The sequence below is a fragment of the Streptomyces sp. YKOK-I1 genome, assembly GCF_054660435.1.
The window spans coordinates 1,071,465-1,092,832 of record NZ_BAAGDR010000001.1 but is presented as its reverse complement, the minus strand read 5'-3'; the positions used below and the strand labels follow the sequence as shown (position 1 = coordinate 1,092,832).

The 21,368-nt window shown below is 72.6% G+C and carries 25 protein-coding genes and 1 pseudogene; 20 read left to right on the top strand and 6 right to left on the bottom strand.

What is annotated here, in order from left to right; translation table 11 throughout:
- Positions 1-2: 2 nt before the first annotated feature.
- The 17 genes from ACYQ8Q_RS04955 to ACYQ8Q_RS04875 all read left to right on the top strand — a co-directional run bounded on the left by ACYQ8Q_RS04955 (position 3) and on the right by ACYQ8Q_RS04875 (position 14,753).
- The gene (locus ACYQ8Q_RS04955) at positions 3-809 is read left to right on the top strand and encodes an SDR family NAD(P)-dependent oxidoreductase (RefSeq protein ID WP_460062272.1); all 807 of its coding nucleotides are present in this window, start codon (positions 3-5) and stop codon (positions 807-809) included.
- An 11-nt stretch (positions 810-820) separates the two neighbouring features.
- Entirely contained in the window at positions 821-1,954 is a 1,134-nt protein-coding gene (locus ACYQ8Q_RS04950) for an acyl-CoA dehydrogenase family protein (protein WP_460062271.1), read from the top strand.
- A gap of 90 nt (positions 1,955-2,044) precedes the next feature.
- Positions 2,045-2,833 (top strand): enoyl-CoA hydratase/isomerase family protein, encoded by a 789-nt coding sequence (locus tag ACYQ8Q_RS04945; protein WP_460062269.1) that lies wholly within the window; start codon positions 2,045-2,047, stop codon positions 2,831-2,833.
- Entirely contained in the window at positions 2,818-3,192 is a 375-nt protein-coding gene (locus ACYQ8Q_RS04940) for a Zn-ribbon domain-containing OB-fold protein (RefSeq protein WP_460062266.1), read from the top strand. Before ACYQ8Q_RS04945 ends, ACYQ8Q_RS04940 begins: the two co-directional genes overlap by 16 nt.
- Positions 3,189-4,337, top strand: a complete 1,149-nt coding sequence (locus tag ACYQ8Q_RS04935) for a thiolase family protein (protein WP_460062264.1) — start codon at positions 3,189-3,191, stop codon at positions 4,335-4,337. The genes ACYQ8Q_RS04940 and ACYQ8Q_RS04935 overlap by 4 nt, the downstream gene beginning before the upstream one ends.
- Before the next feature lie 10 nt (positions 4,338-4,347).
- The gene (locus ACYQ8Q_RS04930; protein WP_460062263.1) at positions 4,348-5,559 is read left to right on the top strand and encodes an acyl-CoA dehydrogenase family protein; all 1,212 of its coding nucleotides are present in this window, start codon (positions 4,348-4,350) and stop codon (positions 5,557-5,559) included.
- Positions 5,556-6,536 carry a phosphotransferase family protein gene (locus tag ACYQ8Q_RS04925; RefSeq protein ID WP_460062262.1) on the top strand — a complete coding sequence of 327 codons (981 nt, stop codon included), beginning with the start codon at positions 5,556-5,558 and terminating at the stop codon, positions 6,534-6,536. The genes ACYQ8Q_RS04930 and ACYQ8Q_RS04925 overlap by 4 nt, the downstream gene beginning before the upstream one ends.
- Before the next feature lie 12 nt (positions 6,537-6,548).
- A complete protein-coding gene (locus tag ACYQ8Q_RS04920) occupies positions 6,549-7,763 on the top strand; it encodes an acyl-CoA dehydrogenase family protein (protein WP_460062260.1) in 1,215 nt (404 codons plus the stop codon).
- Complete coding sequence (locus tag ACYQ8Q_RS04915) at positions 7,760-8,566, top strand: SDR family oxidoreductase (RefSeq protein WP_460062258.1); 807 nt, start codon at positions 7,760-7,762, stop codon at positions 8,564-8,566. Before ACYQ8Q_RS04920 ends, ACYQ8Q_RS04915 begins: the two co-directional genes overlap by 4 nt.
- Positions 8,563-9,333: an SDR family NAD(P)-dependent oxidoreductase gene (locus tag ACYQ8Q_RS04910; protein WP_460062256.1), complete on the top strand. Its 771-nt coding sequence runs from the start codon at positions 8,563-8,565 to the stop codon at positions 9,331-9,333. The genes ACYQ8Q_RS04915 and ACYQ8Q_RS04910 overlap by 4 nt, the downstream gene beginning before the upstream one ends.
- Positions 9,330-10,130, top strand: a complete 801-nt coding sequence (locus tag ACYQ8Q_RS04905) for an enoyl-CoA hydratase-related protein (RefSeq protein ID WP_460062253.1) — start codon at positions 9,330-9,332, stop codon at positions 10,128-10,130. Before ACYQ8Q_RS04910 ends, ACYQ8Q_RS04905 begins: the two co-directional genes overlap by 4 nt.
- 116 nt (positions 10,131-10,246) lie before the next feature.
- Positions 10,247-10,873, top strand: a complete 627-nt coding sequence (locus tag ACYQ8Q_RS04900; protein WP_460062251.1) for a TetR/AcrR family transcriptional regulator — start codon at positions 10,247-10,249, stop codon at positions 10,871-10,873.
- Positions 10,874-10,972: 99 nt separating this feature from the next.
- Positions 10,973-11,323 carry a nuclear transport factor 2-like protein gene (locus tag ACYQ8Q_RS04895; protein WP_460062250.1) on the top strand — a complete coding sequence of 117 codons (351 nt, stop codon included), beginning with the start codon at positions 10,973-10,975 and terminating at the stop codon, positions 11,321-11,323.
- Complete coding sequence (locus ACYQ8Q_RS04890) at positions 11,320-11,703, top strand: nuclear transport factor 2 family protein (RefSeq protein ID WP_460062248.1); 384 nt, start codon at positions 11,320-11,322, stop codon at positions 11,701-11,703. The genes ACYQ8Q_RS04895 and ACYQ8Q_RS04890 overlap by 4 nt, the downstream gene beginning before the upstream one ends.
- A gap of 18 nt (positions 11,704-11,721) precedes the next feature.
- Positions 11,722-12,042 (top strand): EthD family reductase, encoded by a 321-nt coding sequence (locus tag ACYQ8Q_RS04885; RefSeq protein WP_460062247.1) that lies wholly within the window; start codon positions 11,722-11,724, stop codon positions 12,040-12,042.
- A 63-nt stretch (positions 12,043-12,105) separates the two neighbouring features.
- Entirely contained in the window at positions 12,106-13,701 is a 1,596-nt protein-coding gene (locus tag ACYQ8Q_RS04880; protein WP_460062245.1) for a class I adenylate-forming enzyme family protein, read from the top strand.
- Positions 13,698-14,753, top strand: a complete 1,056-nt coding sequence (locus tag ACYQ8Q_RS04875; RefSeq protein WP_460062244.1) for an MBL fold metallo-hydrolase — start codon at positions 13,698-13,700, stop codon at positions 14,751-14,753. The genes ACYQ8Q_RS04880 and ACYQ8Q_RS04875 overlap by 4 nt, the downstream gene beginning before the upstream one ends.
- On the opposite strand, the gene ACYQ8Q_RS04870 is transcribed toward ACYQ8Q_RS04875, so the two are convergent.
- The 4 genes from ACYQ8Q_RS04870 to ACYQ8Q_RS04855 form a co-directional block, all read right to left on the bottom strand.
- Complete coding sequence (locus ACYQ8Q_RS04870; protein ID WP_460062242.1) at positions 14,750-15,502, bottom strand: SDR family NAD(P)-dependent oxidoreductase; 753 nt, start codon at positions 15,500-15,502, stop codon at positions 14,750-14,752. The two genes, ACYQ8Q_RS04875 and ACYQ8Q_RS04870, sit on opposite strands and share 4 nt — an antisense overlap.
- Positions 15,503-15,515: 13 nt before the next feature.
- Positions 15,516-16,319, bottom strand: a complete 804-nt coding sequence (locus tag ACYQ8Q_RS04865) for an SDR family NAD(P)-dependent oxidoreductase (RefSeq protein WP_460062240.1) — start codon at positions 16,317-16,319, stop codon at positions 15,516-15,518.
- A 49-nt stretch (positions 16,320-16,368) separates the two neighbouring features.
- Complete coding sequence (locus ACYQ8Q_RS04860; RefSeq protein ID WP_460062239.1) at positions 16,369-16,884, bottom strand: enolase C-terminal domain-like protein; 516 nt, start codon at positions 16,882-16,884, stop codon at positions 16,369-16,371.
- 212 nt (positions 16,885-17,096) lie between these two features.
- Complete coding sequence (locus ACYQ8Q_RS04855; protein ID WP_460062237.1) at positions 17,097-17,537, bottom strand: RidA family protein; 441 nt, start codon at positions 17,535-17,537, stop codon at positions 17,097-17,099.
- Here ACYQ8Q_RS04855 and ACYQ8Q_RS04850 point away from each other — a divergent pair.
- Positions 17,536-17,775: a hypothetical protein gene (locus tag ACYQ8Q_RS04850; protein WP_460062235.1), complete on the top strand. Its 240-nt coding sequence runs from the start codon at positions 17,536-17,538 to the stop codon at positions 17,773-17,775. The two genes, ACYQ8Q_RS04855 and ACYQ8Q_RS04850, sit on opposite strands and share 2 nt — an antisense overlap.
- On the opposite strand, the gene ACYQ8Q_RS04845 is transcribed toward ACYQ8Q_RS04850, so the two are convergent.
- Entirely contained in the window at positions 17,772-18,692 is a 921-nt protein-coding gene (locus ACYQ8Q_RS04845; RefSeq protein WP_460062232.1) for a thermonuclease family protein, read from the bottom strand. The two genes, ACYQ8Q_RS04850 and ACYQ8Q_RS04845, sit on opposite strands and share 4 nt — an antisense overlap.
- A 1,331-nt stretch (positions 18,693-20,023) precedes the next feature.
- Here ACYQ8Q_RS04845 and ACYQ8Q_RS04840 point away from each other — a divergent pair.
- Positions 20,024-20,272, top strand: a complete 249-nt coding sequence (locus ACYQ8Q_RS04840; RefSeq protein WP_460062230.1) for a hypothetical protein — start codon at positions 20,024-20,026, stop codon at positions 20,270-20,272.
- 41 nt (positions 20,273-20,313) lie between these two features.
- Here ACYQ8Q_RS04840 and ACYQ8Q_RS04835 read toward each other — a convergent pair whose 3' ends face one another.
- Positions 20,314-20,685 (bottom strand): hypothetical protein, encoded by a 372-nt coding sequence (locus ACYQ8Q_RS04835; RefSeq protein ID WP_460062229.1) that lies wholly within the window; start codon positions 20,683-20,685, stop codon positions 20,314-20,316.
- 255 nt (positions 20,686-20,940) lie between these two features.
- Between ACYQ8Q_RS04835 and ACYQ8Q_RS04830 the strand changes: the two are divergent.
- Positions 20,941-21,339 (top strand): annotated as a pseudogene (locus ACYQ8Q_RS04830) (S8 family serine peptidase); the annotation flags it as partial.
- Positions 21,340-21,368 lie beyond the last annotated feature (29 nt).

Below are 21,368 nucleotides of genomic sequence, written 5' to 3'. Positions count from 1 at the left end.
GTATGCAGGGCGAACTCGGTGCCGGGAGGGCGGGACGCTTCGGCGGACGCGTCGCTCTGGTCACCGGTGCGGGCTCCGGGATCGGGGCGGCGGCGGCCCGGCGACTCGCGGACCAGGGCGCGGAGGTCCTCGCCGCCGACATCGACGGCACCGCCGTCGCGGCCGTGGCCGGGGAACTGCCCGGCGCCCGCGCGCTGGCCATGGACGTCGCCGACCCCGCACAGGTCGACCGGGCGTTCACGGAAGCGGCCGCGGCGCACGGGCGGCTGGACGTGGTGGTGCACGCGGCCGGTGTCGACGACCCCGTCGCCAAGGAGTGGATCGCCGGGGCGCTGCTCGACGACCGGCCGCCCGAGGTGACCGCGCGACTGGGGGACGACGCCTGGCGGCGGGTGCTGCGGGTCAATCTCGACGGCACCTTCCATGTGCTGCGCGCCGCCCTGCGCGTCATGGTGCCCCGCAGGTCCGGCGCGGTCGTCACGATCGGCTCCTCCTCGGCCTTCGACACGGTGGCCGGCTATCCGCACTACGCGGCGTCGAAGGCGGGCGCGCACGCGCTGAGCCAGGCCGTCGCCAAGGAGGCGATCGCGTTCGGCGTCCGCGTCAACACGGTCGCGCCGGGGCCGACGGAGACGGGCATGGCGGCGCGCACGCCCGCGCCGCTCCGGCGGGGCCTGGCCGACCCGCGGGTCCGCCCCTACGCGACGCCGGAGGAGATCGCCGACATCGCGCTGTTCCTGGCGAGCGAGGACGCGGCGAATCTCGTGGGCGCGGTCCTGCTGGCCAACGGTGGCCGGTTCACGGTGTGAGGGAGGTTCGGATGGCCAGGCTCGATGTCGACCCCGGGTTGCTTCTGGAGACCGAGGAGCAGCGCCAGCTACGGGCGGTTCTACGGGATGTGCTCACGGATGCCTGCGGGCCCGGGCAGGTCCGCGACCAGGCCGGGAGTCCGCGCGGATTCGACCGGGCGCTGTGGGACAGGCTCGCCGGCGAGATCGGCGTGCACGGCCTCGCCGTTCCCGAGGAGTACGGCGGCGCCGGGTACACCTTCGCCGAACTCGCCGTCGCCCTGGAGGAGACGGGGCGCGTCCTGTGTCCCGCGCCGCTGCTGCCGACCGTCGTGCTGGCCGGGGAGGCCCTGCTGGCGAGCGGTGACCGGCGGGCCTGTGCCCGCTGGCTGCCCGGTGTCGCCTCCGGTGCCCGCACGGCCACCGTCGCCGGAGTGCTGCACCCGGCCCAGGTGACGGCCGAGCGCGGCCCCGACGGCTGGGTGCTGCGCGGCGCGGCGGACTTCGTGCCCGACGGCGAGGGCGCCGAGCTGCTGCTGGTCGCCGCCCGTGCCCCGGACGGCGCGCGCCTGTTCGCCTGCGCCCCGGACACCGCGACCTGCCGACGTACCGCCCGGCGCGTACTCGACCCCACCCGGCGTCAGGCGCACCTGCGCCTCGCGGGCGCCGCCGCCGAGCCCGTCGGCGAGCCGGGGCAGGCCCCGGCGATCGCCGCCGCGGTACGGGACGCCGGACGGGCGGCACTGGCCGCCGAGCATGTCGGAGGCAGCGCGCACGCCTTGGACGCCACCCTGGACCATGTATCCCACCGAACTCAGTTCGGTCGTGTCATCGGCTCGTTCCAGGCGATCAAGCACCGGCTGGCCGACCTCCTCGTCGCGGTCGAGGGCGCCCGATCCGCATCGTCGTACGCGTCCGCCTGCCTGGCCGCGCGACGGCCGGAGCTGCCCGTCGCCGCGAGTGCCGCGGCGGTCGCCTGCACCTGGGCGTACCGGCTCGCCACCACCGAATATGTCCAGCTCCACGGCGGGATCGGCTTCACCTGGGAGCATCCGGCCCACCTCTACCTGCGCCGCGCCAGGGCCGACGAAGCACTGTTCGGCACGGCTGACGACCACGGCCTGCGTCTCGCCGGTCAGCTCGGCCTGACCGGCCAGGGCGACTGACCACTCGCCCGCCGTCGATCTTCCCGACCATTGACAGGGGCATCCACCGCCCGCAGTATCGAACTCAATTCAGTTCAGTTTGGAGGACTCATGGCAGTCGAAGACGAGATCCAGTTCGAGCGGGACGGGCATGTGGCGCGGGTCTGGCTGAACCGCCCGCACAAGAAGAACTGTGTGACCGTGCCGATCCTCAACCGCCTCGACGGGATCATCACCGAGGTCGACGCGGACCCCGAGCTGCGCGTGCTGGTCCTGCGCGGGCGCGGCAACACCTTCTGCTCCGGGTTCGACCTGGACAGCCTCAAGGCCGACTACGTCGGACGGTCCAACGCGATCGACGTCGCCGTGCTGTCGGCCAGGGTCTGCGACCGGCTGTACTCGATGAAGACTCCGTCGATCGCCGTCCTCGAAGGGCATGTCACCGCCGGCGGCTTCGAGCTGATGATCTCCTGCGACTTCGCGATCGCCGCGGACGACGCCCTGATCGGCGACTTCCACATCCGCCGCGCCCTGTTCGGCGGAGCGGGGCCGATCTACCGGGTGCCGCGCATGATCGGCGTCCGCAAGACCAAGGAGCTGATGCTCACCGGCAAGCTGCTCACCGGGGTCGAGGCCGCCGAGTTCGGGCTCATCAACGCCTCCGCGCCCGCCGACAAACTCGACGCCACCGTCGAGGAGTTCGCCGACCAGCTGGTCGACAAGAGTCCGTTCACCATGTGGATCACCAAGATGACCATCGACCGGAGTCTCGACGCGGACATCCAGTCCCTGATGGTCATGGAACACCTCGCCGTCGGGGTGATGCTCAACTCCGAGGACGCGGCGGAGGGCGTGGCGGCCTTCCTGGAGAAGCGGGAGCCGCAGTGGAAGGGCCGCTGAGCCCCGCGGCCCGCACCGGGAGCCGCCGACTGCACGGCTCCCGGTGCGCCGACTGCGCCGTGGCCGCCTACCCGGCCCAACCCGGGTGCCCCCGCTGCGGGGGACCGGCCGAACCGGTCCTGCTCTCCGCCACGGGCACGCTGTGGACCTGGACCGTGCAGCGGTACGCGCCCAAGTCACCGCCGTACGTCCCGCCCCCCTCCGGGTTCACCCCGTTCACCGTCGGATACGTCGAACTCCCCGAAGGCGTACGGGTGCTGGCCGTCCTCGACGTCCGGCCCGAGGACGCGGAGATCGGCATGCCGGTCACGATCACGGCGGGGGACGGTGTGCCGAGGGCCACGGGGGCCGCCGTATGAGCGCGGAGGACGTTCTCGTCTGCGGCGCCGGGATCACCTCCTTCGCACGGACGGAGGCGACCGGCCGGGAGCTGGCCGTGCAGGCCGTACGGGCGGCCCTCCACGACGCCGGACTGCCGTGGTCGCGGGTGCGGGCCGCGTACGGCGGCAGCGAGGCCGCCGGCAACGCCGACACCCTGGTCTCCGAACTCGGCCTGACCGGACTGCCGTTCACCAACGTCCGCAACGGCTGCGCGACGGGCGGCAGCGCTCTCGTGTCGGCCGTCCACGCGATCCGGTCGGGAGCGGCGGACGTGGCCCTCGCCGTCGGCTTCGACAAGCACCCGCGCGGCGCCTTCGCCCCACGGCCCGCCGACTGGGGACTCGACGAGTCCTACGGCCGCGACGGGCTGATGGTCACCACACAGTTCTTCGCCCTGAAGATCCAGCGGTACCTGCACGACCACGGCATCAGCCCCCGCACCCTCGCCCTGGTCGCCGAGAAGGCGTACGCCAACGGCGCGCTCACCCCGCACGCCTGGCGCCGCAAGCCGCTCAAGGCCGACGAGATCCTCGCGTCCGGCATGGTCAACGACCCCCTGACCCGGTACATGTTCTGCTCACCCGGCCAGGGCGCGGTCGCCCTGGTCCTGTGCGGCCGCGCCGTGGCCCGCGAACTCGGCGGCACGCCGGTCACACTGCGGGCGGCCGTCGTACGGACCCGCCCGTTCGGCTCCTTCGAGGTGTTCAGCCCCTGGGCGCCGCCCGGAACCCCGACCAGTGTGAGCGCCGACGCCGCACACCGCGCCTTCGAGGAAGCCGGCTTGGGCCCCCGTGACATCGACGTGTGCCAGCTCCAGGACACCGAGAGCGGCGCCGAGGTGATGCACCTGGCCGAGTGCGGGTTCTGCGCACACGGCGAACAGGAGTCGCTCATCCCGTTCGGGGCGACCGCGATCGACGGCTCCCTGCCGGTCAACACCGACGGCGGCTGCATCGCCAACGGCGAACCCGTCGGCGCCTCCGGGCTGCGCCAGGTCCACGAGGTCGTGCAGCAGCTGCGCGGCCGGGCGGGCGAGCGCCAGGTGCCGGGTGATCCGGCGGCCGGCTTCACCCATGTGTACGGAGCACCGGGCGTCAGCGCCTGCACCGTACTGACCCGCTGACGGGAGGACCATGGACGGCATACCCGGCCCGGACGAGTTCCGCGCCCAGGCCCGCGACTGGCTGGCCGGCGTGACGAAAGAGCGCGCCGCACACCGGCAATGGGGCCAGGGCGACGACTCGGTGGCCGTCTTCGAGAACTGGACCGAGGCCGAGGAACGCGCGCACACCGACCGCATCCGGGCCTGGGAGCGCACCCGGTACGACCAGGGCTGGGGCGCGTTCGACTGGCCGCCGGAGTACGGCGGCCGGGAACTGCCCGCGTACTACGAGCAGTTGTACCGTTCCGAGGAGGCCGCCTTCGACGTGCCCCGGCGTACCGAGATCTTCCCGGTCACCCAGCAGCTCGTCGCCCCCGCCATCCGCGTCTGGGGTACGGCGGAGCAGAAGCGCCGCTGGCTGCGCGCCCTGCTGCGCACCGACGAACTCGCCTGCCAGCTCTTCTCGGAGACGGAAGCGGGCTCCGACCTCGCCGCCGTCCGTACCCGCGCCGTACGGGAGGGCGACGGCTGGGTCCTGCGCGGCCACAAGGTCTGGACGTCCGGTGCCCGCGTCGCCACCTGGGGTGTCGCCGTCTGCCGTACCGATCCCGAGGTACCCCGGCACGCGGGCATCACGGTCTTCCTGGTCCGTCTGGACGCGCCGGGCGTGACGGTACGGCCCATCCGGCAGATGACCGGCGGCTCCAGCTTCAACGAGGTCTACTTGGACGACGTCCATGTGCCCGACACCGACCGGCTCGGTCCGGTCGGCGAGGGCTGGCGGGTCACCCTCACCGTGCTCGCCGCCGAACGCCTCGACTCCGGCGGCCTCGGCCTGGACAACGCCGAGCGCGCCCTCGACCTCGCCCGGCAGCTGCCCCGCCCGCTCACCGGCACGGAACAGCGGCAGGCGGCCGAGCTGTACGTCCGCGGCCTCGTCCAACAGCTCACCGGACTCCGCGTGACGGCGGCCCTGGCGGCCGGCCGCGAGCCGGGCGCCGAGGCCTCGGTCGGCAAACTCCACGCCACCGCGACCATGCGCGCCACCACCGACCTCGTGCAGCAACTCCTTGGACCGCGACTGGCCGCCGACACGGGGGAGTGGGGCACCTTCGCCTGGACCGAGCATCTGCTCGGCGCTCCCGGCTACCGCATCGCCGGCGGCAGCGACGAGATCCAGCGCAACATCCTGGCGGAGCGCGTGCTCCGGTTGCCCAAGGAACCCAAGGGGGAGCGGAGTTGAGTACGACGACCGAAGTGGCCGAACTCGGGCGGCGGGTCCGTGAACGGCTCGCCGACCGGCACCCGGGCGAACCGCCGGGCGAGCTGCGCACCCTGCCCGGCGGGCACTCGGGCCTCACCTACTCCCTCACGGCGGGCGAGGTCTCGTACGTCGTGAAGGCCGTACCGCCCGGACAGCGTGCCGTCGGCCGCAACGACGTGCTCCGGCAGGCCCGGATCCTGCGCGCCCTCGCCGGGTCACCCGTGCCCGTTCCGGCCGTCGTCGCCGTGGACGAGACCGAACCCGCCTGGTTCGCCATGGAGTTCGTGCACGGCGAGGCCGTCGAGCCGGTGCTCGACACGCACCGCCTCGATCCCGGACTGTGCCGGGCCCGCATGCTGGCCCTGGCCGATGTGCTGCGGGAGCTGCACGGGACGGCGAGCGTGGAGGTTTCCCCCGCTCTCGATCCGGCCGGTGAGCTGGAGCGGTGGAGCCGCACCATGCGGGCGGTCCCGCGCGAACTCCGCCCCGGTGCCGAGGACCTGCTGACGGCACTGGCCGCCCGCATTCCCGACAGCGCGGCCCCCACCCTCACCCACGGCGACTTCCGCCTCGGCAACGTGCTGTGCCGCGGGGAGCGGCCGACGGCCGTCGTCGACTGGGAGATCTGGGGGTACGGCGATCCGCGCATCGACCTCGCGTGGTTCCTCCTCTTCGCCGACCACCGCAACTTCCCCCGCCTCGGCCGCGCCGTGCCCGGTCTGCCCACCGAGGAAGAGCTGCTGGCCGCCTACCTCGACGGCCGCCCCGGACCTCCCGCCCTCGACTGGTTCCGCGCCCTGGCCCGCACCAAGATGGCCGCGATCATGGGTCACAACCTGCGCAGGCACCGCGAGGGCACACACCACGACCCCGACCAGGAACGGCTGCCCCCGACCATCGCGGCGATGATCCGCACGGCCACCGGCATCCTCGCCCCACGGTCCCGACGGTCCTGAAGGAGCCGCACCATGGATTTCGGACTCTCGCCGAGGGCCGACGAACTCCGTTCGCGGATGGCCGCGTTCATGGCGGAGTACGTCCTGCCCGCCGAACCCGTCTACGACCGCCAGCTCGCCGAGGCGGACGACCCGCACCGACTTCCGCCGATCATGCGGGAGTTGCAGGAGAAGGCACGCGCCGAGGGACTGTGGAACCTCTTCCTCGCCCATGACGCATGGGGCGCGGGCCTCACCAACCTCGAATACGCCCCGCTCGCCGAACTGGCCGGACGCTCCGTCATCGGGCCCGAGGTGTTCAACTGCTCGGCCCCCGACACCGGCAACATGGAACTGCTCGCCCTCTTCGGCACACCCGAACAGCAGGACCGCTGGCTGCGACCGCTCCTGACCGCCGGGATCCGTTCCTGCTTCGCCATGACCGAGCCCGAGGTGGCCAGCTCCGACGCACGCAACATCCGCACCCGCATCACCCGGGACGGCGACGCGTACGTGGTCAACGGACACAAGTGGTACACGTCCGGAATCCTCGACCCGGACTGCCGGCTGATCATCCTGATGGGGGTCACCGACCCGGACGCGCCCGCGTACCGCCGGCAGAGCATGCTGCTGATCCCGCGCGACACCCCCGGTATCACCGTGCTGCGCGATCTGCCGATGTTCGGCTACACCGACCGCTGCGGCCACGGCGACGTGCTCTTCGAGGACGTACGGGTGCCGGTGTCCGCGCTGCTCGGCGGCGAGGGCGAGGGGTTCGCACTGGCCCAGGGGCGGCTGGGGCCCGGCCGTATGCACTACGCCATGCGCGCGGTCGGATTCGCCGAACGCGCCCTGGAGTTGATGTGCCGGCGCGCGCTGACCCGTACCGCGTTCGGCGGGCCGCTCGCCGAGCAGGGCGTGGTGCGCGAGTGGATCGCCCGCAGCCGGATCGAGATCGAGCAACTGCGCCTGCTGGTCCTGAAGTCGGCCTGGCTGATGGACACCTCGGGCAACGCCGCCGCCCGCACCGAAGTCGCCGCGATCAAGGTGGCCGCGTTGGAGGTGGCCCACCGGGTCGTCGACCGGGCGGTCCAGGCGCACGGGGCGGCCGGGGTCAGCGACGACACCGTGCTGGCGCGGCTGTACGCCATCACGCGGGCGCTGCGGATCGCGGACGGCCCGGACGAGGTGCACCTGCGCACCGTCGCCCGGCGCGAACTGGCCGGATATCCCGGGGAGTCGGCATGAACGCACAGGCACGGGACGGCCGGGCACGGGACGGACAGGCGCTGGACGGACGGGTGGCCGTGATCACCGGCGGCTCCCGGGGGATCGGACTCGGTATCGCGAAGGCGTACCGGGAGGCGGGCGCCCATGTGGTGATCGCCGCCCGGAAGCCGGACGGACTGGCCGCCGCCCGCGCGGAGTTGCTGCGGGTCGAGGGCGACGGCGAGGTGTACGGGGTGACCGCCCACGCGGGCCGGCCGGAGGACGCCGAGCGGTGCGTCGAGGAGACCATGGGACGGTTCGGCAGACTCGACGTCCTGGTCAACAACGCGGCCACCAACCCGTACATGGGCCCTCTCCTCGACCTCGACCCGCCTCGTGCGCAGAAGACCGTGGAGGTCAACCAGTACGGCCTGGTCGCCTGGACCCGGTACGCCTGGCGGGCGTGGATGCGCGAACACGGGGGAGCGGTCGTCAACATCGCCTCCGTCGGCGGGCTTGTCGTCGATCCGTACATCGGCTGGTACAACGCCACCAAAGCGGCGATGCTCCATCTGACCCGGCAACTCGCCTACGAACTCGGGCCGCACGCCCGCGTCAACGCGATCGCGCCCGGCCTGATCAAGACCGAACTGGCGCGGGCCGTCTGGGAGCCGAGGGAGCCGATCCTGACCGCGAGACTGCCGCTGCGCAGGCTGGGCACGGTCGAGGACGTGGCGCACGCGGCGGTGTTCCTCGCGTCCGGGGCCTCGTCCTGGATGACGGGGCAGACGCTCGTCCTGGACGGCGGGGCGACCGTGCTGCCGATCGGGGTGGAAGGGTGACCGGCGCGACCGTGGACCTGTTCTCGCTGGAAGGCCGGACGGCCGTGGTCACCGGCGCCTCGTCGGGGCTGGGCGCACGCTTCGCCACGGTGCTCGCGGCAGCCGGGGCCACGGTGTTCGCGGCGGCCCGACGGCCGGACCGGCTGCAGGAACTCGCCGGCGAGGACCCGCGCATTCACCCGGTCGTCTGCGATGTGGCGAGAGAAGCGGACCGCGTTCGGCTGACCGAGACCGCCCTCGCGTACGGCGGCGGGCTGGACATCCTGGTCAACAACGCGGGAGCGCCGGGCGCGGTTCGCGCGCAGGACGAGAGCCCCGGCGCGTTCGAGGGAGTCCTGGCCGTCAACCTCGTGGCACCGTTCCACCTGGCCCGGCTGCTCGCCGAGGCACGGCGCGATCACGACCGTACGAGATCGGTGGTGAATGTCTCGTCCGTCCTCGGACTGGTCTCCGGCGCCCCGCTCGGAGGGGCCGCCTACGCCGCCTCCAAGGCCGGACTCCTCGGGCTGACACGTGAGCTGGCCGGGCAGTGGGGACGGACGGGGGTCCGGGTGAACGCCCTCGCCCCCGGCTGGTTCCGCTCCGAGATGACCGACGGGCTGTTCGCCGACGAGCGGTCCCGGCGGTGGGTGGAGCGGGGCACGATGCTCGGGCGCGGCGGCGCACCGGGCGAGCTCGACGGAGCGCTGCTCTACCTGGCCTCGGACGCGTCCTCGTACTGCACCGGCCAGGTGCTCACGGTGGACGGCGGGTGGACGGCACGGTGATCACGACCGAGAGGGTCACGACCGGGATCGACGACGACGGGGTGGCCCGCGTCGAGCTGTGCCGGGGTGCGGGCAACGTGATCGACCTCGCGACGGCCCGAGGGCTGCTGGCGGCGGCGCGGGAGTGCGAGGCGGCCCGGGTGCGGGCGGTGCTGCTCACCGGGCGGGGGCGCTCCTTCTGCGTGGGCGGCGACCTGAAGGAGTTCGGTGCCCTGCCCGCGGGGCGGCTGGGCGGGCACCTCACCGACGTCACCGACGCGCTGCACGGGGCGCTGCGGATCCTCGCCGGTCTCGACGCACCGCTGGTGGCGGCCGTGCAGGGGGCCGTCGCCGGGGCCGGACTCGGGCTCGCCCTGGCCGCCGACCTGGGGTTCGCCGCGGCGGACGCCCACTTCACGGCGGCGTACACCGCGATCGGGTACTCGCCGGACGCCGGGGTGAGCTGGCGGCTGCCCCGTCTCGTCGGGCCCCGACGGGCGCTGGACCTGCTGCTGACCAACCGGCGGGTGCCCGCCGGGGAAGCCCTGGAGATCGGGCTGGTGAGCAGGGTCGTCGCACCGGAGCGGCTCCGTGAGGAGGCCGCGGCTGCCGCGAGGACACTGGCGCGCGGGGCCACCGGGGCGTACGGCGTGACACGGCGGCTGGTCGCCGGCGCGTACGCGGCCGGACTGGACGAACACCTCGACGCGGAGGCCCGCCGACTGGCCACGGCCGCGGTGTCCGGGGAGGGGCGCGAGGGCCTGGCCGCGTTCCTCGGCGGGCGGCGGGCGGACTTCACGCGTGCGGCGACACGGTGACGAGCGGCGGTGCCCACGACCTCGCGTCCCGGTGATTCGGAGCCAACCTGAACTTGGGTCTACTCTCGGACGACCGGACGGTGATCGGAACCGGCCGTGGAACAGAGGGAGAGACGATGGCAAGGGCACGGATCGTGGATCCGGAGGAGGGGCCCAGGTCGAAGCGTGCGGCCATCCTGGTGGCCGCGGTGGAGCGGTTCGGGGAGGACGGCTACGAGAGCACCAAGTGGTCCGAGGTGGCCGACCGGGTCGGCATCGGGCAGACCGCGCTCTACCACTACTTCGAGTCGAAGGCCCACTGCCTGCTCACCATCATGCGTCTGGAGCTCCAGCGATCCCACGACCAGTTCGTCGAGGCCACGAAGGACGTGACGGAGCCGGTCGAGGAGGTGCGCGCGGCCGTACGCTCCGCCTTCGCGGTCACCGAGCAGGAGATCCGCCAGATGCGCATCCTGCAGGCGAACATGTCCCTGCTGGCCAACCCGCGCAAGTCCAAGCGGGAGGAGACCGAGCGGATCGCGGCCCGCCAGCTGGTGCAGATGGTCGAACGGGACTGGACGAACCTGCTGATGAGGGGCATGTCCAAGGGCGCCTTCCCGCTGCGGGACGCGCACACGCTCGGCCTGGCCGTGCTCGGCATGATCGTCAGCGTCTGGCGCTGGTACCGCCCGACCGGGGCGATCCCCCTGACCGAGATCAGCGAGATGATCGAGGGCTGTGTGGTGCGCATGGTCGCCGAATGACCCCCGGCTCCGTCCCGCCTCTTGTCGGGGCAGTCGCCTTGGGGTCAAACTGAACTGAACTCAGCTTGTTTCGAGGGGTGTGAGGGAGAGGGATCGGCAATGGTGCTTCGCGAGTACATGGCCCGCATGGACGGCCGGGACCCCGAGAAGGCCCTGGAGTTGGTGGAGCCCGGATTCCGTTTCCTCATCGCCCTTCCCGGCGGTGAGCGGAGCGGGACGTCGCGCGAGGAGTTCGCCGCGTACATCGCCGGTCGCGCGGCCGTGGACCGGGTTCATGACATCAAGAGGTACGCGGTCGACGGCGACGTCGAGACGGCGTACGGCTTCGTCGTGGAGAAGGGCGTGACCACGGGGGCGTTCCTGTCCGCCGTACAGGTCTCGCCCGACGGGCTGATGGCCCGCTACCAGTCCTTCTTCACCACCGGCTTCGACCTCGTGGACCGGCCGTGACCGCCCCGGCCGCGCCGTCCACCGCGGCGTTCCTGACCCGGTGGTTCGCCCTCCTCGACAGCGAGGACGCCGACCGCGTCCTGGACCTGATCAGCGACGACTTCCGGTTCTCCATCCTGTTCTCGACCGGTGGCGGCGGCGCGACCGACTTCCACGGCGGCCGGGCCGAGCTGGAGGGCTATCTCGCCCAGCGCGCGGTGGGCGTCCGTACGCACCACCTGCTCACGGCGGGCGCCGTCGGCCGGGACGAGCTGTTCCTCGGCGAGGTACGGCGCTCCGGGGTGCCGGAGGCGACCTTCGTGGCGGGCGCCCGGCTCGACGGCGCCGGCCGGCTGCGTCGGCTGATGATCGGACGCTCGCCCGAGGTGCTGTTCACCTGAGACCCCGAGGAGGGCACGATGTACACCCTGGTCCTGCTGGCCGCCCGCCCGCCCGAGTGGACGCACGAGAGGTTCATCGGCTGGTGGCGCGGCGAACACGCCGCACTCACCCGCGCCCTGCCCGGCCTGCGGTCCTGGCGGCATACCGACGTCGACGCGGCCCTCGAACCGCGCTCCGAGGGCTGGGACGGGGTCTCCGTGCTGGGCTTCGACACCGCCGAGGACCTGCGCACGGCACTGGACAGCCCCGAGTGGGCGGCCGCGGTCGCCCAGGTCGGGGACATGCGGGGCCGGCGGATCGCCGTCATGGGCGGCGAGAGGGAGATGCACCCGGGCTGATCACGCCCGTCCGGGACGGACAGTCACCACCACCTTTCGCGCGAAGAGGCGAGGAAGCAGCGGATGCGACAGACAGTGCGGGAGTTCCACGAACGCGCGGAGAGCGCCGACTTCACAGCCGTCGTCGACGACACGGGCCGGCACGGCGCGCGCGAGATGCTGGCGCGCGCGGCCGAACTGGCCGACGCCATGGCACCGGGCGGATCACCGGGCGGATCACCGGCCGGGACCGTCCTGCTCCAGGCCGACAACTCCTGGCGCACCGTCGCCGCGACCCTCGCCGTGGGGCTGACCGGCGGTGTGCTGGCGCTGGTCAACCGGCATACGACCCCGGCCGAGTTCGCGGTGGCCCTGGAGGACATCCGCCCCGACGTCGTCATCGCCGAACCGTCCGCGGCCGAGGGATGGCAGGTGCGGGAGGCCGTTTCGGGTGCGCGGGAGGGCGTTGTGCGTGCCGGGGAGGGTGTTTCGGGTGCGCGGACGGCCGAGGCCCTCGACGGCTGGCAGGTCCTCGTCGGCCACGGCCCGCGCGATGTCTCCCGCTGGTCCGGCGGCACGCTCATCGGCCTCACGTCCGGCTCCACGGGGCGGCCCAAAGGGGTGGTCCAGTCCGAGAGCGCCCTGCGCTACGCGTGCGTCCGCACCGCGGAGATCAACGGGCTGGGAGACGGTGACGCGGTGGCCGCCGTCGTGCCCCTCTCCTCGACCGCCGCGTACTGCTTCGGCGTCTGCATGGCCCTGATGCTCGGCGGTCCTCTCGTCCTGAGCGGCCGGTGGGACCGCGAGGAGGCGTCGGCGCGGATGTCCGCCAACGATGTGCGATGGAGCATGTGCGTGCCCACCATGGCCCTTCAGATGGGCTCGGCGGCCGCCGGATCACGGGTCCTCGCGGGCGTCCGCTCCCTCACCGTCGGCGGGGGGCCCATGGACCGCGGCGCCCTCGCCCGGGCCGAACGCTCGCTGGGGACCAGGATCCTGCGTGTCTTCGGCATGTCCGAGTGCCTCGGGCACACCTCCCCACGGCCGGACGATCCCGAGGAGATCCGGCTGGGCCGGGACGGACGCCCCTTCCCCGGCACCGAGCTGCGCGCCGTCGCCGCCGACGGCACCGTCCTCGGCCCCGGTCTGACGGGCCGTGCCGAGGTCCGCGGCCCTTCCCTGTTCCTGGGGTACGCCCGGGACGGGAAGGTCGAGCCGCCCGCCCTCACCCCGGACGGCTTCTTCCCCACCGGGGACCTGCTGGTGACCGGTGACGACGGCACGGTCACCGTCATGGGCCGGGAGAAGGACGTCATCATCCGGGGCGGCCGCAACCTCGACATCACCGAGATCGAACGCGCCGTCGCCGCCCACCCGGGTGTCGCCCGGGCGTGTGTGGTGCCCGTGCCGGATCCGCTGCTCGGCGAACGGGCGGCCGTGCTCGTGGTCACGGAGGACGGCCATGACGGCATCGGCCTCGACGACATCACCGCACACCTCGACCGCACCGGCCTGTCCAAGGCCAAGTGGCCCGAATACGCCTTCACCGTGGCCGAGTTGCCCCAGACCACCGTGGGCAAGCTCGACCGCTCCGGAGCCCGCAGGCTCGGACACGCACTGCACGCCCGGCTCGCCCCGGAACCGGCGGCCCGGCAACCGCACCGGCAAGGAGACGCATGACCGGCCCCGCGACCCGTGCCCCCCGCTTCGACCGCGGCCGGTGGTCGCGAGCGGGAGCCGAGACCGTACGGCCCGGGGTCCACCGCATCCCGCTCCCGCTGCCGGACGACGGGCTGCGGGCGGTCAACGTCTATGTACTGGAAGGCCTCACGGAGGGGCTGGTCCTGATCGACGGGGGCTGGTCGGTCCCCGAGTCCCGCAAGGCGCTGGAGGACGCGCTCGCCGACCTCGGCCACGACCTCGGCGAGATCGGCCACATCCTGGTCACCCACATCCACCGCGACCACTACACCCAGGCCGTCGCCCTGCGCAGGCTGCTCGGTTCCCGGGTCTACCTGGGCGCCGGCGAACGCCGAGGCCTGGAACTGCTCGGATCACTGCGTACGACGCGGCCGGCCGGTTCGCTGCAGACGCTGACCCGTGCCGGTGCGGGCGAACTCGCCGCGCGGGTGGCCGCGATGGACCACGGCGCCTTCGACCCGAGCGTGTGGGAGGCTCCCGATCGCTGGCTGGAGGCGGAGGAACTCCGCTTCGGCGAGGCGAGGCTGCAGGTCGTCCCGACCCCGGGGCACACCCGGGGACATGTCGTCTACCTGGACCAGGCCCGAGGCCTGCTGTTCTCCGGGGACCACGTCCTGCCGCACATCACCCCGTCCATCGGCTTCGAACTCGGCCCGTCCGACCTGCCGTTGGGGGACTATCTCGACTCGCTGCGGATGATGACGACGCTCACCGACGCCCGGCTGCTGCCCGCGCACGGTCCGGTGGGCGACAGCGTGCACACCCGGGTCGGCGAGTTGCTGGCCCATCACGACGACCGGCTCGCCCGGACCCTGGCGGTCCTCGGCGACCGTACGCTCAACGCCCACGACGTGGCAGGGGAGTTGGGGTGGACGCGGCGCAAGGTCGCCTTCGCCGACCTGAACGCCTTCAACCAGATGCTCGCGGTCAACGAGACCGCGGCCCACCTCGACGTGCTGGCCGCCCGCGGTCACGTCCGGCGCACACGGTCGGGCGACGGCGTCGACCACTACACCGCGCCCGCCGGCTAGCGTGCCGTCCAGCCTCCGTCGACGTACACCTCCGAGCCGGTCATGAAGCTCGCGTCGTCGGAGGCGAGGAACGCCACGGCCGCCGCGACCTCCTCCGGCGTACCGAGCCGGCCGAGGGGTGTGCCGTCGAGCATGGCCGCCAGCCGCGGTGTGTCCCGCCACAGTTCACGGGAGCGGGGCGTCCCGATGAAACCGGGATGCAGGGAGTTGACCCGGACCCCGCGCCTCGCCCAGTGCAGCGCGGCGTTCTTCGTCATCAGACGGACGGCGCCCTTGGCCGCGTGGTACGAGAACTGGGAGCCGAAGCCGCCGACCGTCCCGAAGATCGACGCGACGTTGACGATCGAGCCGCCCCCCGAACCCTCGATGGCGGCACCGGCGTGCTTCATGCCGAGCCAGACGCCGGTCTGGGTGACCGCGATCACCTGGTCCCAGGATTCCCGGGTCTCCGTCTCGACGGTACGCATCGCGGCGATGCCGGCGTTGTTCACGAGCACGGACAGGGAGCCGAGCCGGCCGGTCACCCGGTCGACGACCGCCTGCCAGGCCGACTCGTCGGTGACGTCCAGCGCCAGCCCGAGTGCCCCGCCTCCGACCTCGTCGGCGAGCTTCTCGCAGCGCTCCGCGTCGACGTCGGTCACCACCACCGTGGCGCCCTCGGCCGCGAGCCGCCGTACGACGGCGTCGCCGATGCCTCCGGTCGCGCCGGTCACCAGGGCCACCCGGCCGCTCAGTCTCGCCTGGGTCACACCCGTCCCTCCCTCAGCCCTTGACGCCGCGCCAGGCCAGCGCGCCGCCGTCGATCACATGGGCGGCGCCGGTGATGAACGCCGCGCTGTCCGAGGCCAGGAAGCAGGCGAGCCGGGCCACCTCCTCCGGGCGCCCCAGCCGGTCCACCAACTGCGGGGCCACCAGTTCCCGTGCCATCGCCTCGCGATCCTCGGCGGCCGCGAAGTAGTCCCGCGTCAGCTGGGTGTCGATGACGCCGGGGCAGAGACAGTTGCAGCGCACCGGGGCCAGGTCGATCGCGGTGACCTTGGTCAGGTGGATGACACCGGCCTTGGTGACGCCGTAGGCGGGGCAGTTGGGGAAGCCTACGAGGCCGGAGACGGAGGCGTTGTTCACGATGGCCGGGCCACGGGTGGAACGCCGCAGATGGGGCGCCGCGAACTTGGTGGTCAGCCAGACGGCCTTGAGGTTGACCTCGTAGACGGCGTCCCAGACCTCCTCGGGGAGCGAACCGACCCCGTGGTCCTGGTCGGCCGTGAACGCGGTGTCGATCACTCCGGCGTTGTTGACCAGCACATCCAGTCCGCCGAAGCGCTGTGCCGTCCGCGTCACCATGGCCTCGATGTCGTCCCGCACCCGCAGATCGCACACGACCGCCTCGGCCTTCGCCCCCTCGGCGCGCACCAGTTCGGCGGTCTCGCCGACGGCCGTCTCCCTCAGGTCGGCGACCGTCACGGCCGAGGCCCCCTGCCGGGCCAGCTCCACCGCGATGGCCCGGCCGATGCCCTGGCCCGCGCCGGTGACCAGAGCGACCCGTCCCTCCAGGGAACCGTCCACCGCCCGCTCCCTTCCGCCGAAACGAAACTCCGCAGCGGCTGAACTAACTTCAGTTCATGTCAGAGCTCCAGAGTCTAGGTTTATGCGGTGGGAGTGACAAGGGGGCGTACCGGCTTCCCGGTCCGCTGCGGCGACCGGGCCGGAGACACCCAGCCCCGGTGCGTCGGGCGGCACGACCGCGGCGCTTGCGTAGGCGGATGGACGGCTGCCAGGCCGGTCGCGGCGCCGGTGCCGATCTCGCTCTCCGGTATGCAGCCGAGGAGGGTGCCCGTGCCCTGGGCCCGTGCCAGTTCGAGGAGGGTGCGCGCGGCGCCGGGTCCGCCGCTCTTCGCCGGCTCGACGTCGACCAGGTCGGCCGCGCGCCGGCGTCCTCCGGCGAGCGGATGACCCGCACTGCCTCGTGGGGCGTGCACCCCTGGTTGGCGTCGAGACGGATCCTCGCCTCGGGACCGACCGCCCGGCGGTCCGCCGTCACGCGGTCGACGTCCGCGGCCGCGTCCGTGCCGGCCTTGACCTTCAGCACGGCGAATCCCTCCGCGACCCGGCTCCGCGCCGCCGTGCTCACGGTGTCCACCGTGCCGACGCCAGGACGTACGTCCGTGGGCACCCTCAGCCGGGAGCCGCCGAGCAGCCGGACCAGCGGGACTCCGAGGGGCGTCACCTCGGTGACGCAGGCCTCGCTGGAGGAGGGGAGCCACCGGCCGGTGGACACGGACAGGGGTGATGGTCGTCGATCAGCCTCGCCACGCGCGGGGGTTCTGCCGGTCACGCGGGCCGTCACATGGTCGGCGCCCGCCGGGCGTACGCCTCGATCTCGATCTTCATCCGGGGGTCGGCGAGGCCGCACACCAGCATGGTCGCGGCCGGGCGGATCCCGCCGAAGGCGCGGCGCAGGGTGGGCCAGCACGGCTCGAAGTCCTCCCGGTCGGGGAACATGTACCGCACCCTCACCACGTCGGCGAGGGTGCAGCCCGCCTCGGCCAGTGCCGCCTCGATGGTGCGCAGGCACTGTTCGGCCTGCTCCACCACGTCGTCGGAGATCGTCATGGCGGCGTAGTCGAAACCGGTCGTCCCGGAGACGTGCACCCAGTCGCCGTCCACCACGGCCCGGGCGTAGCCGATCCGCTCCTCGAACGTCGAACCGCCGAGGATCGCGCGCCGCTCCCTCGGCCGCTGCTCCAGCCGTTGCGCCTGCTGTTCCGCCCGTCTCTCCGTCATGCGCCGAACGCTAGCAACACGTCGATCGGGTTCACTCAGTGCCTTCCCGTACGTCGTCGCCGCCTTCGGCAACTCCGGGGGCAACCGGCGAGGCCTCTTCGGCCCGTACGCCATCGGCTGGGCCAAGGGATCCACCGGATCGGCCACCGGCGGCCTGGTCTTCCTCGGAGCTCTGACGCTCGTCGCGTTCGTCCTCACCCGGCACATCCAGGCTTCCAGTGACGACCGCTGCTTCTAGGGGTGGGTGGTCGCCCCCGGCGGTGCCGGGTCGGGGGTGATGATGAAGTCCTCCGGCCAGACCGTGAGTTGAATGTCCTGGCCCGCGGCTTCGATCACGTCGTGCAGGTTGCCGTACTCGCCCCGGTCCAGGAGGAAGAGGGGATCGTCGCGGTGGACCGGGTCGCTCCGCAGCCAGGCGTCGAAGCCGTTGAAGTCGGTGGCTCCCGACGCGAGGTAGGGCACGATCCGCCGGAACAGCTTGGGCCACATCACCAACCGCTGCAGCGCGTCGAGATCCGGGACGTTGGCCTTGCCGTTCGGGTCGGCCTTGGAGCGGGGCCACACCCCCGCCCCCGCTGTCCGCGCCGCCCGGGATGCCGTCGTCAGGTGGGTACGGAGCGAAGCGGGCAGGGTCGCGTAGAACGCAGGGTAGGCCAGGCCCTCGGTGAGCAGTGTCGCGTTCGCGGACTGGTCCACCCTGGCCTCGTCCAGGAATACGTCCGTTCCGTCGGGCTCCGTCGGGTCGCCCGGGTAGACGAACCCGATCATGCGGCCGTCGGCGTCGATCCCGTTGGAGAGCACGTATCCGCGGATGCTGTCCTGGTCGGCCGACTTGACCTTGTTCGGAAGGTCCTCGAAGAAGGTGACGTGGGTGAACCCGAGGAGCTGCAGCAGCCTGTCACGGGCCTGGTTGGCGCCGTCCAGTTCCTGGTGGGTCTCGCCGAAGTGCGTCTCCAGCGCGTCGATCGCCTCCAGCCGCACCGAGATGCCCCGGGCGTTGATGTCCGGCGGCGTACCCGACGGCCGGGGCAGGCCCTCGACCAGGGCGGGTGTGTCCGGCTTGAACTTGACCGTGTCGCCGTCGGGCTCCGGCCCCTGCCGCGGAAGGTCGGGATAGCGGATGACGAACAAGCCGCGCAACAGTGTGTAGCTCATGGCATTCCTCCCGTCGACAACCAATCAGACAGTAACTTAAAGGGAGCGCATGCGCACTCTATGTGACGAGTGGGCTGGTGGTGCTTCCGTGCGCCTCGTTCCGCACCGGTACTCGGCGGGGCAGTGCAACCGCGCGGCGGCACTCGTCGCGCTCACCGCGGTACTGGCGAGCGGGGACGGCGACAGTGACCAGGCGTCGATGTGGATCTCCGCGATCTCGGCGTTCGTCTCGGCCTGCGCCTTCGTGGCCGACCTGCTGCGGATCCCCGCGGGTGACGGCACACGGCGCGAACGGCGGCGGAGAGCCGATGAACTCGCCGAGGCGGTTCGGGCCCAGTGGGCGGCCGAGGCCCGGCTACGGCGGCTGCAGGACCCGGAGCCGCTGAGCGTCCGCTGGTCCCGCCCGGGCCCACCGCTCGCGGACCACCGGCGGAACGTGCGGCGCGGGCTTGTGCTGCCCGAGCCGCGCGAGGGCGACCAGTGTCTCGAGCGGATCGTCGAGACGTTCAGGAGCGTTCCCTCCCGCCGACTGGTCGTTCTGGGCGGTCCGGGGGCGGGGAGACCGCCCTCGCCAAGCAGTTCCTGCTGGGCACGCTCGCCGCGCGGCGGCCGGGCGACCGCGTGCCGGTGCTGTTCGCCCTCGCGAGCTGGGACCCGTGCTCCGCCGGGCTGCGCGAGTGGCTGGCCGAACGGCTGGCCGCGGAGTACCGGCCGCTGGGCAACGGCGGCGGGGGGTGCGTGCCGGCGCCTGAGCGCCGAACTCGACGACCGGTTGCCCGTCCTGCTCACCTGCCGCACCACCGACTGTGCCCGAGCCGTGCACGGCGGCGACGTGGTGACCGCCGCCGAGGTCGTGGAACTGCGTCCGCTGGACTTCACGACCGTGCGTGCCTTTCTGGAGTGCACGACACCCTCACGCGACGACGGCTCCACCGTCTGGACGCCGGTTCTGGCGGCTCCCGCCGCACCGCTGTCCGAGGTCCTGGGCTCACCGCTGATGGTGGCCCTGGCCCGCACCGTGTACGGGGACCGGCGCCGCGATCCCGCGGACCTCCTCGACGCCGGGCGGTTCCCCACCGACGATCACATCGCGGAGCACCTCCTGGACGCCTTCGCACCGGCTGCCTTCGGCGATCCGCAGGGCACCTGGCATCCGGACGCTGCGCGCCGCCGGCTGCGAGCGATGCCCAGGGCGATGCGGGTCATCGGGTCGGCCCCTGCTGAGGCTGCTCACGGCGTTCCGGCTGGTGTCCTGCTTCCCTCCAGGTCGGGCGTCGGGCGGGGTCCGCGTGAGCTGGGTCGTACGGCGGTGACACCAGACGGGCGCCGGGGTGATCGCATCGCTGAACCGCAGGCTCGGGCTGATCGTGTCGATGCTGTTCGCCGTCGCGGGCCTGGCCGACCGCCCGTCCCCCATGGCGCTGCCCTGGAGCGGCGGCCGGAACAGGCCGGGAACCTGCCGTGCGCTGGGCGTTGCGCTCACCCTCGTCGGCGTGGTTCCGCTGGCGGTGGGCCGAGGGCAAGTGCTCCTGGCCGTGACCGGCGTAGTGGCCGGCGCGATGCTGTGTCTGGCGGCGTAGCGGGGCTTCGGGAGCCATCTGCTCCGCGACCCCTGCCTCTGTCAGGTCATCGGCGTCCTCGCCTCCATGGCTTTCGGCGGCGTCATCGAGGTCTGCGCGGCCCACGAGATCCGGTCGGTGGCCGCGCCCGCGAGTGAGCGGGTGATCGGCGACTGGCACATCCGGATGTCGGCCGACGGCATCCGAAGCGCCACCTCCAGGAAGCCGTACCTGTTCCTGCTGCTGCAGGGCGACGACGGGGCCGAGCCGCTCACGATCCCCAGGGACGCCAACATCCGCTCACCCTGCCGCAACCGGTCCGGCTGTGGCTCGCGCAGCGGCCCACGCTCGTCGTCCGCGGCGCCGCCGACGGGCTCCACGTTCGGCCAGGTCCGCTCTGCCGCCGAGGTCCAGTCCTTACGCTCGACGAGCACGCCCTCGAGTCGGCGAAGCGTCCCTACGACCCGAGGCACGCTGGCTTCTTGTTCTGGTGGGAGACATCGGGAGCAGGGGCGCGTTTCGACGCGCCGCTCAGATGCGTGCCGACGACGGCGCCTGACGGGTAACCGCCGAGGTCAGGCGCCCTTGTCTCTGGGGCTGGAAGAAGCCCGGCTTCTTCGGCGAATACGACACGAGGAGGTTCTTCGTCTGCTGGTGGTACAGCGGCAACGTGTCGCTGACCTGCGTACATGGCGCCCACGGACGGCTCGGCGGAGGTCTTGGCCCGGGTATGGTCCGGATCTTGGTCTTTGCTGGGTGGTGGATTGCTCGTGGGCGTGGCGCGCCCACCCGCATGGCGAGCACCGCACCGTTTCCCCTTCCTCACCGTCAGGTGCGGGCCAAGGGGGTGTCGTTGCCCGGTGCCGCGGCCGAGGGCCGGAATCGCGGTGAACGACCTCTCGGCGTCCTCCGGAGCTCTGTTCGTCATCGCCGCGGGCAACTCGGGCCCGGAGCCTGGGACGGTCGAGTCCCCCGGTGTCGCCGCCGCCGCGCTCACCGTGGCGGCCGCGGACTCCGGTGACCACCTCGCCGACTTCTCCAGCCGAGGCCCCGACGCCGACACGGCGTTGCAGCCCGACATCTTCGCCCGCGGCGTCGACATCATCGGGGCCCAGGC

What these genes read in the sequence shown, in the direction of transcription:
- ACYQ8Q_RS04855 (WP_460062237.1), bottom strand. Translation starts at nt 17,537, where the DNA reads ATGACGGAGAGACGGGCGGAACAGCAGGCGCAACGGCTGGAGCAGCGG.
- ACYQ8Q_RS04845 (WP_460062232.1), bottom strand. Translation starts at nt 18,692, where the DNA reads ATGAGCTACACACTGTTGCGCGGCTTGTTCGTCATCCGCTATCCCGAC.
- ACYQ8Q_RS04885 (WP_460062247.1), top strand. Translation starts at nt 11,722, where the DNA reads ATGTACACCCTGGTCCTGCTGGCCGCCCGCCCGCCCGAGTGGACGCAC.
- ACYQ8Q_RS04875 (WP_460062244.1), top strand. Translation starts at nt 13,698, where the DNA reads ATGACCGGCCCCGCGACCCGTGCCCCCCGCTTCGACCGCGGCCGGTGG.
- ACYQ8Q_RS04950 (WP_460062271.1), top strand. Translation starts at nt 821, where the DNA reads ATGGCCAGGCTCGATGTCGACCCCGGGTTGCTTCTGGAGACCGAGGAG.
- ACYQ8Q_RS04900 (WP_460062251.1), top strand. Translation starts at nt 10,247, where the DNA reads ATGGCAAGGGCACGGATCGTGGATCCGGAGGAGGGGCCCAGGTCGAAG.
- ACYQ8Q_RS04935 (WP_460062264.1), top strand. Translation starts at nt 3,189, where the DNA reads ATGAGCGCGGAGGACGTTCTCGTCTGCGGCGCCGGGATCACCTCCTTC.
- ACYQ8Q_RS04915 (WP_460062258.1), top strand. Translation starts at nt 7,760, where the DNA reads ATGAACGCACAGGCACGGGACGGCCGGGCACGGGACGGACAGGCGCTG.
- ACYQ8Q_RS04850 (WP_460062235.1), top strand. Translation starts at nt 17,536, where the DNA reads ATGCGCCGAACGCTAGCAACACGTCGATCGGGTTCACTCAGTGCCTTC.
- ACYQ8Q_RS04880 (WP_460062245.1), top strand. Translation starts at nt 12,106, where the DNA reads ATGCGACAGACAGTGCGGGAGTTCCACGAACGCGCGGAGAGCGCCGAC.
- ACYQ8Q_RS04895 (WP_460062250.1), top strand. Translation starts at nt 10,973, where the DNA reads ATGGTGCTTCGCGAGTACATGGCCCGCATGGACGGCCGGGACCCCGAG.
- ACYQ8Q_RS04945 (WP_460062269.1), top strand. Translation starts at nt 2,045, where the DNA reads ATGGCAGTCGAAGACGAGATCCAGTTCGAGCGGGACGGGCATGTGGCG.
- ACYQ8Q_RS04955 (WP_460062272.1), top strand. Translation starts at nt 3, where the DNA reads ATGCAGGGCGAACTCGGTGCCGGGAGGGCGGGACGCTTCGGCGGACGC.
- ACYQ8Q_RS04930 (WP_460062263.1), top strand. Translation starts at nt 4,348, where the DNA reads ATGGACGGCATACCCGGCCCGGACGAGTTCCGCGCCCAGGCCCGCGAC.
- ACYQ8Q_RS04920 (WP_460062260.1), top strand. Translation starts at nt 6,549, where the DNA reads ATGGATTTCGGACTCTCGCCGAGGGCCGACGAACTCCGTTCGCGGATG.